General features: G+C 45.3%; 11 protein-coding genes and 1 tRNA gene. 6 read left to right on the forward strand and 6 right to left on the reverse strand.

All coding sequences use genetic code 11. The annotated features are described in order from the left end of the window. Positions 1 to 1,218 carry a radical SAM protein gene (locus tag C8N47_RS11360; RefSeq protein WP_107822672.1) on the reverse strand — a complete coding sequence of 406 codons (1,218 nt, stop codon included), beginning with the start codon at positions 1,216 to 1,218 and terminating at the stop codon, positions 1 to 3. Next, complete coding sequence (locus C8N47_RS11365; protein ID WP_107822673.1) at positions 1,215 to 1,928, reverse strand: ATP-binding protein; 714 nt, start codon at positions 1,926 to 1,928, stop codon at positions 1,215 to 1,217. Before C8N47_RS11365 ends, C8N47_RS11360 begins: the two co-directional genes overlap by 4 nt. A 361-nt stretch (positions 1,929 to 2,289) precedes the next feature. Here C8N47_RS11365 and C8N47_RS11370 point away from each other — a divergent pair, with 361 nt between their 5' ends. The 3 genes from C8N47_RS11370 (at position 2,290) to C8N47_RS11380 (ending at position 4,213) form a co-directional block, all read left to right on the forward strand. Then, positions 2,290 to 3,105, forward strand: coding sequence for a M48 family metallopeptidase (locus C8N47_RS11370; RefSeq protein ID WP_245915706.1), 816 nt, complete (start codon positions 2,290 to 2,292; stop codon positions 3,103 to 3,105). Positions 3,106 to 3,216: 111 nt separating this feature from the next. Further along, entirely contained in the window at positions 3,217 to 3,645 is a 429-nt protein-coding gene (locus C8N47_RS11375) for a DUF3276 family protein (RefSeq protein WP_107822674.1), read from the forward strand. Between the two features lie 124 nt (positions 3,646 to 3,769). Beyond that, positions 3,770 to 4,213: a DUF4293 domain-containing protein gene (locus tag C8N47_RS11380; RefSeq protein WP_107822675.1), complete on the forward strand. Its 444-nt coding sequence runs from the start codon at positions 3,770 to 3,772 to the stop codon at positions 4,211 to 4,213. Positions 4,214 to 4,402: 189 nt separating this feature from the next. Here C8N47_RS11380 and cysN read toward each other — a convergent pair whose 3' ends face one another. The 4 genes from cysN to C8N47_RS11400 form a co-directional block, all read right to left on the reverse strand. Further along, positions 4,403 to 6,316, reverse strand: a complete 1,914-nt coding sequence (gene cysN / locus C8N47_RS11385) for a sulfate adenylyltransferase subunit CysN (protein WP_107822676.1) — start codon at positions 6,314 to 6,316, stop codon at positions 4,403 to 4,405. A 32-nt stretch (positions 6,317 to 6,348) separates the two neighbouring features. After that, a complete protein-coding gene (locus tag C8N47_RS11390; protein ID WP_107822677.1) occupies positions 6,349 to 6,723 on the reverse strand; it encodes a four helix bundle protein in 375 nt (124 codons plus the stop codon). Between the two features lie 73 nt (positions 6,724 to 6,796). Next, the gene (cysD, locus tag C8N47_RS11395; protein ID WP_107822678.1) at positions 6,797 to 7,705 is read right to left on the reverse strand and encodes a sulfate adenylyltransferase subunit CysD; all 909 of its coding nucleotides are present in this window, start codon (positions 7,703 to 7,705) and stop codon (positions 6,797 to 6,799) included. Positions 7,706 to 7,943: 238 nt separating this feature from the next. Beyond that, positions 7,944 to 9,749, reverse strand: a complete 1,806-nt coding sequence (locus C8N47_RS11400) for an SLC13 family permease (RefSeq protein WP_146161510.1) — start codon at positions 9,747 to 9,749, stop codon at positions 7,944 to 7,946. Positions 9,750 to 9,994: 245 nt separating this feature from the next. Between C8N47_RS11400 and C8N47_RS11405 the strand changes: the two genes are divergently transcribed. From C8N47_RS11405 to C8N47_RS11415, 3 genes are all read left to right on the forward strand, one after another. After that, a tRNA-Lys gene (locus C8N47_RS11405) sits at positions 9,995 to 10,070 on the forward strand. Positions 10,071 to 10,353: 283 nt separating this feature from the next. Then, the gene (locus C8N47_RS11410; protein WP_107822680.1) at positions 10,354 to 11,013 is read left to right on the forward strand and encodes a phage integrase SAM-like domain and Arm DNA-binding domain-containing protein; all 660 of its coding nucleotides are present in this window, start codon (positions 10,354 to 10,356) and stop codon (positions 11,011 to 11,013) included. 35 nt (positions 11,014 to 11,048) lie between these two features. Beyond that, positions 11,049 to 11,345 (forward strand): ISAon1 family transposase N-terminal region protein (locus C8N47_RS11415; RefSeq protein ID WP_107822681.1); only part of this gene is annotated, 297 nt, incomplete at its 3' end.

Below are 11,345 nucleotides of genomic sequence, written 5' to 3' on the forward strand. Positions count from 1 at the left end.
TTATCCGTAAGCTCCAAATCCAAAAAAGTATTTCTTTTTCATTATTCTGTAAAAGACGTTTTCCTCGGGGATTTCCTTTCCCTGGAGGTTATGCCCGGCAACCGGACGCATCGTTAAATATTCTTGCGCCACCGTTTGTCGCGAGGTCGAATCGATCGCCTCCTGCATTTCCAGGAACTGAACCAGCTTTTCCGGATCTTCCAAAATGATGCAGCCACGCGATTTCTCGGCGGTCATTTTCCGGAATTGATCGAGAAATTCGGATTGCCTAAACAGGTCGACCAGGTTGGAGGCATCTTCGTTGATAAAATCTTTGGCCATCTGTATGGGCGGGCAGAATTCCACAGCACCGCTTGGCGCAATGTGGTGGCTCATGCCGGTTGCGGCAGGGCAAAGAGCATTGCCTTTATCATCCCAATAGGTGTCGATAAGTAGTAGCGGAGCATTCTTGCGTTGTTCGACAATGAAGCGGCGTAAATCCAGAATCTCATCTTCGTCCAAAGCATTCGCCACGTTCGGGTTTGGGCCAACCGGCCGGTAAATGTAGTACCAGAAATAATGAATCCCTTCGGCAGCAAGTCGTTCCAAATGCTCACGGTTGACCAGGTCGTTAAAATTGCTCTTGCAAATGCTGGCAGCAGCCCCAATTATGAGTTTTGCTTTTCGACATGCCCGGACGCCAGCCAGTGTTTTTTCGAAGACATCATTCCTGCCGCGGCGCTCGTCGCTTTCCTGTTTCAGCCCTTCGATACTAATTAACGGTGTGATGTTGCCCATTTTTTTGAAGCGCAAGGCCAGCTCTTCGGTAATGAGTGTTCCGTTGGTGAACAACTGAAAGTAGCAATCGGAATGTTTCTCCATGATCTCCAGCAAGCCTTTGTACAGAAGAGGTTCACCTCCGAGGATACCGAAAAAATATGATCCTTTGCGCTTGCTTTGCGAAATGATTCCATCAAGCTGTTCGGGGCTAAGTGATTGTTTGCCGGTTGTTGTTACCCAGCAGCCGCTGCATGCCAGGTTGCAGCTTTCGGTTATTGAAATCATAATGAAAGCGGGGAAGAAATCTTCACCTTTTGCCTGACGCCTTTCAAATTGGTTAATATTCTTGAGGTTGCGCCAGCCGAAGTTGTACATGAACTTCCACAGAATTCTCGGCGAGCATTCCATGGCAACACGCAGTGCAGCTTTGGCCGTTGCTGTATAATCTTTCAGCTTCATTTATTGTTGTTTTTTTGCAATGAAATGCCTGTTCGGCGCTGACGAAGTCGGTATTTTAACCGCTCCTGGTACATGTTGTCCAATGCTTCCGGGTCAAACTGTTCTTCTTCAATTGTACCACCATTGATGGGCGATTTGGCATATTTGGGGAAGATGATTGCTTTGCTCGGACAAACCCGCGCACAAGCCGGACAGTTATTTTTGCAATTTTGTGGCTGAACAACTTTTATCGCCTTGTTTTCGATGGTATATACGCCAAACAGGCAAAAATCGTGACACTTGCCACAGTTGGTGCATTTGCTCTTGTCGATAATAGGATACCAGGCATCAGCACCGGGAGCACTCGGTAACCCTTTTATTTGGTCAATAATGGGCGGATCGGCTTCTTTGCTATTCGCTTGATCGAAAACGATATCAAATTCAGAAAGAATAGCATCTGCCTCGTTGTTTCTGATGTCGTGCAGCTTGTTGGTTGGCAGGTTGAGCCAATCCATTTGCGCCTGTATTGCCCTCGGATAGCAGGCCAGAATTTCCGTTTCGGCGACCTCGGCTAAGTCATTCGATCGGCTCATCACCATTTCGCACAGGTCCGCTATTATTGCCACTTCGTGTCCTTTTTCCTTCAATTCGGTTGCCAGCAACGCAACTTTGTTTTTGTCGATAAAAGAGCGTGATGTACACGCGCAGATGGTGATTTTTTTATTTCGCATCTTTTTGTCTTTTATTGTGAACTTATGGTAAATTTAAGGATATTCTCAAAGAACTGATAGGCTTCTGGCTTCAAAAGGAAAAAATAGGGCTTTATGACGAAAAGGCAATACCGCATGGTATAAGCTACTCGCTCATTGGCTGTTGGTTTTTTAGCCGATATAGACGGGGATTTTGCTTTTCTGTTTCACAACACCCATCGAAGCACTGGCCGGAAACCGGAGCTGGCAGCATGCGCAGTTGTAGCGTGTAATAGCTATACCGTAGTGTTAGCGGTTTATCGGGCCAATTGGCGAAAAAGGAAGGGATATTTGCACTTTTATGTCTATTGTTTGTTGTATATTCGGTGTGAAAACGAATATTATGAAAATAGTTATGAAAATGAATCTGCAGAAAGTTGCTTGGTTTGTAGTGGTTCTTTTGCTGTTACAGGCCTGTAAATCGGTTCCTTTAACCGGACGTAGCCAGTTAAGCCTGATTCCTGAATCGGAAATGGTATCGATGAGCTTAACAAATTATGATGATTTTTTGAAAGCCAATAAGATTTCGACGAATAAACAGCAAACCGAGCTGGTAAAAAAGGTCGGGAGCCGAATTGCCGCGGGAGTGGAGAAATATTTAAAGGAGAATGGATTCGAGAGTTATATCGCGAATTTTAACTGGGAATTTAATTTGGTGGACAGCGAGGTGCCCAATGCCTGGTGTATGCCTGGTGGTAAAGTGGTGGTATACAGCGGAATTTTACCTTACACGCAAGACGAAAACGGACTGGCAGTGGTGATGGGCCACGAAATTGCCCATGCTGTAGCGCGTCATGGAAGCGAGCGCATGAGCCATGCGATGCTGGTGCAGATGGGCGGTGTTGCGCTGTCGACGGCAATGCAGGAAAAGCCTGAAGAAACCCGGAACCTCTACAATATGGCTTATGGAGCGACCACTCAGGTTGGGGTTATGTTGCCATTTTCCCGCAAACACGAGTACGAAGCCGATCAGATGGGCTTGATATTTATGGCTCTTGCCGGTTACGATCCCCGATCGGCTGTTGCATTTTGGCAGCGCATGTCGGCTAACAGTGGTGGAACGCCCGAGTGGCTGAGCACCCACCCGGTTGATGCCAACCGGATCGCTGCCCTGGAAAAGTTAATGCCCGAAGCCTTAAAATATTATCAGGGGCAGTAAGCTGGGTAGCGGTTGTTAAATTTCTGACATCTGTTTGTTAACAGCTTCGTGTTTTTCTGCAAATAATTCATTATTTTTGATGTTAACTAATACAAACCTAAAACAAATAGCATGGAAGGCTTTGAGAAGAATAATGAATTTAGAGAGGGCGTTGATCGTAAATTCAGAAAGGAGATTTATTCAAAAGCAGTGCGGGCAGGTAAAAGAACTTACTTTTTCGATGTAAAATCAACCCGGAGCGATGATTTTTTCCTGACAATTACCGAGAGTAAGAAGCATTACGACCAAGACGGGAAATACTACTTTGAGAAACATAAAATATTTCTGTACAAGGAGGATTTTGAGAAGTTTGCAGATGGGCTGGAGGAAGTAGTCGAATTCATCCGCGAAAGACAGCCCGGGGCACTTAATCAACGTGAAGCCCAACCAGCTTACGACGAGCAGCCGGCTGAACAGCTCTCGGCGGAGGAGCCGGAATACGGTGAGGAAGAACAAGAGCTGGTAAATAATTACACCAATGTGGAGTTCGAAGATATTTAAACAATCCATTGTTGATTGATTTGAAAAGGCTGCTTCGCTTGAAGTAGCTTTTTTTGATGGTGAATGGCAAAGGCGGGCTTGTCTCTTTTGTTCAAAACCCTATTTTTGTGCAAAAAACAGAACCATGGTACAACGTATTCAAACAGTTTATATGCTTATCTCGGCAATTTTGCTGGGCTTGTTGTTTGCGCTTCCTTTTGCCGAAATTGCACACGAAGGGAGTTTTTATGTCTTTAATATCCGGGGAATAGTTGGTCAGGAAGGCCTGAAGGAAAACGGGATGGCCATTGCCGGTCTGACAGGCATTATCTTGCTGTTGCACGTAGCAGCCATTTTCATGTACAAAAAGCGAATATTGCAGATTCGTTTCTTGGTGCTTTCCATCTTGTTAAGCATTGGCCTGTTCGGCATGTTTTATTTCTTCACTTATTATTCGTTCGATGATGCCGATATCAGCTTCGGAATTGCGGTTGTTTTTCCGATCATCTCGCTGATTTTTGATTATCTGGCTATTCGTGGCATTGGTAAGGATGAAGCTTTGATCCGTTCGATGGATCGTATTCGGTAAACAATGCCGAGTTAATTGAAGCAAGCGAGGCGGTGACTAAAGTTACCGCCTCGCTTGCTTTTTAGTGGCTGGTGTTGTGGGGGGCTGGTTTATGAAAAAAGGGATCCGATCTTTTTGAAAAGACCGGATCCCTGAGTCTCACTGGAGATTTTGCCAATCCGTTTATCGGACGGCCTCCATTTTATTTTTTTATTGTAACGGGAAGATTCCGTTTTCGCGACAGTACTCGATAATCTTCTCCGGGTTCTCTCCGTGATTGGCAGCCGACAGCTCCAGCGATGGATTCTCGGGTGCATCAAAGGGAATATCGATGCCCGGAACATATTGCAGATTTTCCTGTTGGTAGTATTCTGCCTTATTGTTTTTACAGAATTCCAAATCAGCATTCATATAGAACAGGTGGAACCGATCTTCGCCGATAATTTTGGCTACCTGCTTGCGGATTTCTTTGTCGGGCGAGATGAATGAGCAGATGGTAATAATACCCTGATCATTCAACAAGCGGCAAACCTCGGCAACACGGCGCAGATGCTCGGCGCGGTCGGTCGGCGAGTAATCCAGCTCTTTGGACAAGCCTGAGCGAACGGAGCTGCCATCCAAAAGAACAACCGTGGCACCCATTTCGAAAAGTTGCTTTTCGAGGCTGAAAGCCATTTCGTTTTTGCCCGAACCATGCAGACCTGTAACCCACAGGGTTGCGCCTTTCTGGTTATAGCGTTTTTCGTATTGTTCCGAGTGGATCAGCCCTTTACCATCGCGGATTTGTTCGCGTTCGTCTTCGGTAATGCGCGAGGGCAGGTTTTCGGAGCTTAGCTTGTCGATAATCATACCAACAGCTACGGTGTTGTGCGATACCGGATCAATCAATACAAACGAGCCTGTACTCTTGTTTTTCTTATAAGGGTCGAAAAACAGCGGTTTATTGGTTGTCAGCACCACGCGGCCAATTTCGTTCAGGCTGAAAAAGTCGATGTTGGATTTCTCCATGGTGTTTACATCAACTTTATATTGAATTTTATCGATGCGAACTTTCGTATTGTTGTTGGCCTGTTTAATCAGGAAGTGCGTGGTTGGATCCATTGCTTTTTCATCCATCCACACCAGGTTAGCCTCGAAGTGGCGTTCCACACGTGGCAGATTATCCGGGTAAACCAGCATATCGCCACGCGAGATGTCGATTTCATCCTCCAGGGTCACTGTTACCGACTGCGGGGGGAAAGCTTCGTCCAGGTCACCATCGTAGGTGACGATGTTTTTAATTTTTGAGGTCTTCTTTGAAGGAAGTACCATCACCGTTTCTCCCTTGCGAACAATGCCCGAGGCTACGCGGGCCGAGAAGCCACGGAAGTTATTATCCGGTTTCAGCACATATTGCACCGGGAAGCGCATATCTTCGAAATTGCGGTCGGAGCTGATGTGTACATTCTCCAAAAAGTCGAGCATGCACTTACCCTGGTACCAAGGCATTTTGTCTGACTTTTCGACCACGTTGTCGCCTTTCAGTGCCGAAAGCGGAATGAATGTTACATCCGGAATATCGAGCTGAGCAACGAAGTTTTTGTAGTCGTCACATATTTGGTCGAATACTTTTTGGTCGAATTTCACCAAGTCCATCTTGTTGACCGCCAATACCACGTGTTTAATTCCCAGCAACGATACCAGGAAGGTGTGGCGACGGGTTTGGGTGATGACTCCTTTGGTGGCGTCGATCAGGATAATGGCCAGGTTTGCCGTTGAAGCTCCGGTAACCATGTTGCGGGTATACTGTTCGTGTCCCGGGGTATCGGCGATGATGAATTTCCGCTTGTTGGTTGAGAAGTAACGGTAAGCTACATCGATGGTGATTCCTTGTTCGCGTTCGGCTTTCAAACCGTCCAGCAATAAGGCATAATCGATATCCTCGCCGGCGTGTCCGATGCGTTTACTGTCGCGCTCCAGGGCGGCCAGCTGATCTTCGTAAATCATCTTGCTGTCGAACATCAAGCGGCCGATCAGCGTTGATTTTCCGTCGTCGACTGAGCCGGCCGTTAAAAGGCGCAGCAAGTCTTTTTTCTCATCCTGATTCAGGAAGTCTTGTATATTAAGCTTTGTTTGTGTTGTCATTTTGTTGCTGGTTTCTTGTTACTAGTTCCTCGTTACGTATGTTGAACTTTCCAGTTGCTTTCAACGTATTGAATAAACTTGTTAATCTTTTTACCTAGTTGATCATATTCTGAAAGAAGAGATTTCCATTCGGGAAACTGAGGATACAATTCAAGTATTGTTTCTATCTGGCTGGTGCATTCATCATTAGAACCTTGGGCATAAGTCAGAAACTTAATGAAGTCGGCTTTGTATCTTTTGCGTCCATAACCTTCGACAATTTGATCTTTAACACTTTTTGATGATCTGCGAACTTGGCTACCTTGTTCGTATATTTCGAATTTAGGTAGTTGAAGGCTCAGCTTGTGAACATCCAAAGCTAGTCTGAAAGCAATTTTATAAATGTCAAGGTCATGGTAGCTGCTCATGCTGTTTCAGTTCTGGTTTAAATAAACTACTGATGTTTGCGCTAACCAGAAACTAGTTACGAGTAACCAGTTTCTAGAAATATCCTTCCCGTTTCTTTTGTTCCATGCTGGCTTCCTGGTCGAAGTCAATCACGCGGGTTGTTCGTTCCGAAACAGTAACCGTCATCATCTCTTCCACAATTTCCTCGATGGTTTCAGCACTCGATTCAATGGCTCCGGTCAATGGGTAGCAGCCCAGGGTACGGAAACGAACCCGTTTCATTTCGGCTTTATCGGCCAGCTCTTTGGGCATCCGTTCGTCGTCCACCATAATCAGGTTGCCATCCACGTTCACTACCGGCCGCTCTTTGGCGTAGTACAGCGGAACGATGGGGATATTTTCCAGGCGGATGTATTGCCAGATATCCAGCTCGGTCCAGTTTGAGATGGGGAATACCCGGATTGATTCGCCTTTGTGCACCCGTGCATTGTAGATGTCCCATAGCTCGGGGCGTTGGTTTTTCGGATCCCACTGGTGGAATTTATCGCGGAAAGAGAAGATACGCTCTTTGGCACGTGATTTTTCTTCGTCGCGACGGGCACCACCAAAGGCTGCGTCGAATTTGTATTTGTTCAGGCCTTCCAGCAATGCCTGAGTTTTCATCGTATCGGTATGCACTTTACTGCCATGTGTAAATGGCCCTACGCCCGACTCGAAACCTTTTTTGTTGTAGTGTACAATCAAGTCCCAGCCATTTTCCTTAGCATAGTTGTCCCGAAACTCGATCATTTCTTTGAATTTCCATTTCGAGTCGATGTGCATTAACGGGAACGGAACTTTACCCGGGTAGAAGGCCTTTTCGGCCAACCTGACCATGACTGAGGAGTCTTTGCCGATAGAGTATAACATCACCGGATTTTCAAACTCGGCAGCTACTTCGCGGATAATGTGAATGGCCTCAGCTTCAAGCTCCCGCAAGTGTGTCAGATTATATTTCTTCATAATAAACTTTGTTTTGTTTTCGCCATGTCAAATCAAGGCTAAAATTAAGTTGCCTGCAAAAGTAGTCGATTTTACCTAAGCATCGATGGGTATTAGTTCGTATTTATGGCGAGCTTATACACAGAAACAAAAGAGCAACTAAAAAGATCAAAAAAAAAGCGTTTCAGAGTTCTCCGAATTGTTTGCGATGGTGCACCCAGGAAGTGCACAGCGGACGTTGTTGTGGGGCTTTATCGGTTTAAAATGGCCAGATTAGCGGAATGACGATGACTGAGATAATGAAGGCCAGGATATTCAGTGGCAGTCCGACCTTGGTATAGTCGATGAATTTATAATTTCCCAGCCCCTGCACCAACAGGTTTGTCTGGTAACCGATGGGTGTGGCAAAACTAGCAGAGGCTGCTATACAGATGGTGATGAAAAATGGTTTGGCGTCAACATGTAATTGTTCGGCAGCGGCATAAGCAATGGGGAAGACCAGTGCCGCCGCCGCGTTATTGGTGATCACCTCGGTAAAAATGGTGGTGATGATGTAAATGGTGATTAACACGCCAACAGGCCCCCACGATTTTGAAAAGTTGATGGCCGTTGTAGCTATGGCATCGGCAGCCCCCGAGTTTTGCAGGGCTTTGCTCAGCCCAAAGGCGCAGGCAATGGTGATGAGCACATCCCATGAAATTACTTTGGTGTATTTTCGGTTGGGCATAATGTTGACCCAGGTCATAAAGCAGGCCACCAGTGCGGCAAAGTAAAACATGTCGGGATGAGCACCGTTGATTTTTGGAAGGTACTGACCCGCTGTTGCCCCGCCAATCATCAGTAGAATGAGCAAGAGTGCAATCAGACGTTGACCTTTGTAGCGGGGTGGGGGAATTTCGCCAATAAAAGAGGTGAGGTAGAAAATTTTCGACTCGCCCCAGTTTTTGATGAAGTTTTCGTTGGTCAGCAGCACCAGGCTGTCGCCGTCTTTCATACGCACCGAGCCGACGTTGGTCGAGATGGTTTCGCCATTGCGGTACACCGCCAGTACTTCGGCCTGGTAGTGGTTCAGAAAGTCAAACTCGTCGATGGTCTGGTTAATACCCGGAAAACGGGGAGCGATCACCGCTTCAATTTGTTTGATGTCGGTGCTTTTGTAAAACTTGCCAAAGCCTTTCATGGCTTTCAGTTCGAGCCGTTTGTTGGTAATTAGTGGTAGCAGATTGTCCGATTTTACAGCAATCACCAGTTTGTCCGATTCCTGCAGGATGAATTTGCCTTTGCGGGCATCAATCAGTTCCCCATCGCGCTCAATGCTGTGGATGATCACGTGCTTCAACGCGTGGGTTCTGCCGTTGCTGATTTCTTCGCCGATTAAGGGGCTGTTTTCGGGCAGGGTCGCATCCAGAAAATATTCTTTATAGTCGTTGCGGTTGCGGCGCAGATTATTTTTCTCGCCCGGCAGCAGCTTGTGTCCGACAATAGCCATGTACAGAAAGCCAAAAAAGGCAATCCACAGTCCAACTTTGGCCAGTTCAAACATGTTCAGCCCCTGCAGACCATTGTCCAGCATCAACCCGTGTACCACCAGGTTGGTCGATGTGCCGATGAGGGTACACATGCCCCCCAGGATGGTTGCATACGACAGGGGAATCAAAAATTTTTGCGGCGAGAGGTTCATCCGCTCGGCCCAGTTTTTAATCATGGGGGCAAAAATGATGACCACCGGCGTATTGTTTAAAAAAGCTGAAAGCGCCGATACCGGCAGTAATATTTTGGTTAGGGTGATCGGAAATTTCCCCCGTCGCTTGGGCAGAAAGGCACGGGCCAATATGTTCAGAGCTCCGGTTTGACGAACTCCTTCACTGACGATAAACAAAACAGCCACGGTGAGCATTCCTTTATTCGAAAATCCCGCCAGACTTTCCTCGGAGGTAACCACTCCGGTAGCCATTAAAACCATCAGTGCCGAGAACAGCAGGAGCCCCGGACGCATCAGATTATAAATGAGAGCAACGATCATTAGGAGGATTACGCCGATCACAAAATAGCCTTCAAATGTCATGTCAATGATTGATTTTTGGTCAAAGGTAGATTTATTTGGCAATGGTCAAATGCGAACAAATACTTATTTCTTTCAGTTCCGGAAAAGGATTGAAAAAAATGTTCGGCTTATTTTGCTCATTATCTGGATGGATGCAACCAACGCTCGCAGCAAAGGCTGAAAAAGTTTATTCGATGTTTTGGATGATTCGAAAAATAGCCTACTTTTGCAACGCCTTTAACAAAAAGGGCAACACTACAGAGGATGACTCAGTAGCTCAGCTGGTAGAGCACATCCCTTTTAAGGATGGGGTCCTGGGTTCGAACCCCAGCTGAGTCACCAATTAGAAAGTCAAAAAGACTTAAAAGCACTTAAATCATAGGTTTAAGTGCTTTTTTATTTTGCCGCAGACACTAAAATATGCACCAAATCGCAAAATAAACGAGACCATATCGAGACCTGTTTTTAGAAAACCTTTAAGAGGTCTCGATAATCGATGTAGGTTTCTGATAATCAATTCAAATTAAGTTAATTTGTTTCGTTTTGATGCTTGGGTTTTTGAACCTCTTAGCTTAACTTTAAGTATGGAAACGAGACCATTTTTAATCTAAAAATGAGTTGAGTTATGAGAATTACAGTAAACTTTTCCTTGAAAAAATCAAAATCACGCACTGATGGTAAATGCCCGATTTATTTGAGATGTACTATGCATGGTCAACGGTTTGAATTGTCTACCGGTATTTTTATTGATCCTGTAATCTGGAATGAAGAAAAACAGCAGGTAAAAGGGAGAACCGAAGAAATCAAAATTCTGAATAGCCGCTTAGATAAAACTGTTTCTCGTGTTCAAGACATCTACAATCAATTAGAGTCGAAAGGAGAGCCGTTCTCAGCAATGCATGTAAAAAATAAATTGCTCGGAGTGAACGGAGAAAAGGGCGTGCTTGAAATTCTGGATACCCTTATTAATGGAATCGAAGGGCGAATTGGCAATGACTATTCGGAAGGAACGCTAAAGCATTATAAAACGACATATTCGAGGTTATCCGAATTCATCAAGATTAATTTTGGTAGAACAGATCTCCTATTATCAATGATAGATTTCAACTTTTTGAACTCGTTCGATCTCTATCTTAAAACAGACCTTTGGTTAAAACCGAATACTGCGCTGACATATCACAAGCACTTAAAGAAAGTCTTGAATACAGCAATAGCAATGAATTTGCTATCCGTAAATCCATACAATTCTTTCGGATCAATCGGAAAAGTTGTGGGGAATAAATAAAAAGATGAGCTTTGTGTTTTAATGCAAATAGAAGGATGAAGACACAAAACGAGCAATACAGCACACTAATTCGATTAATTTTACCCGAAGAACTTTTTGATTTCTTTTTACTGGTTAATCTGGAAGTTAAAGACAAGCAGGTGCATGTTTACCTGGAGGAGAAGGATCTGAAACCGGAAGGGTATGAATCCGAAAAACTGTCGTCCAAGGGCTTTCACGCTCCAATCACTATTCAGGATTTTCCGCTTCGGGATAAGCCATTATTCCTGCATATAAGGCGTCGACGTTGGCTGGTTGAATCAACCGAACTGGTAGTTAGCCGTAATTGGAAC

The sequence above is a fragment of the Mangrovibacterium marinum genome (genome assembly GCF_003046625.1).
GTDB classification, from domain to species: domain Bacteria; phylum Bacteroidota; class Bacteroidia; order Bacteroidales; family Prolixibacteraceae; genus Mangrovibacterium; species Mangrovibacterium marinum.

Excerpts from the sequence above, each read along its gene's own strand:
- cysN (WP_107822676.1), bottom strand. The coding sequence starts at position 6,316 with ATGACAACACAAACAAAGCTTAATATACAAGACTTCCTGAATCAGGAT.
- cysD (WP_107822678.1), bottom strand. The coding sequence starts at position 7,705 with ATGAAGAAATATAATCTGACACACTTGCGGGAGCTTGAAGCTGAGGCC.
- C8N47_RS11375 (WP_107822674.1), top strand. The coding sequence starts at position 3,217 with ATGGAAGGCTTTGAGAAGAATAATGAATTTAGAGAGGGCGTTGATCGT.
- C8N47_RS11410 (WP_107822680.1), top strand. The coding sequence starts at position 10,354 with ATGAGAATTACAGTAAACTTTTCCTTGAAAAAATCAAAATCACGCACT.
- C8N47_RS11365 (WP_107822673.1), bottom strand. The coding sequence starts at position 1,928 with ATGCGAAATAAAAAAATCACCATCTGCGCGTGTACATCACGCTCTTTT.
- C8N47_RS11390 (WP_107822677.1), bottom strand. The coding sequence starts at position 6,723 with ATGAGCAGCTACCATGACCTTGACATTTATAAAATTGCTTTCAGACTA.
- C8N47_RS11400 (WP_146161510.1), bottom strand. The coding sequence starts at position 9,749 with ATGACATTTGAAGGCTATTTTGTGATCGGCGTAATCCTCCTAATGATC.
- C8N47_RS11380 (WP_107822675.1), top strand. The coding sequence starts at position 3,770 with ATGGTACAACGTATTCAAACAGTTTATATGCTTATCTCGGCAATTTTG.
- C8N47_RS11360 (WP_107822672.1), bottom strand. The coding sequence starts at position 1,218 with ATGAAGCTGAAAGATTATACAGCAACGGCCAAAGCTGCACTGCGTGTT.
- C8N47_RS11370 (WP_245915706.1), top strand. The coding sequence starts at position 2,290 with ATGAAAATAGTTATGAAAATGAATCTGCAGAAAGTTGCTTGGTTTGTA.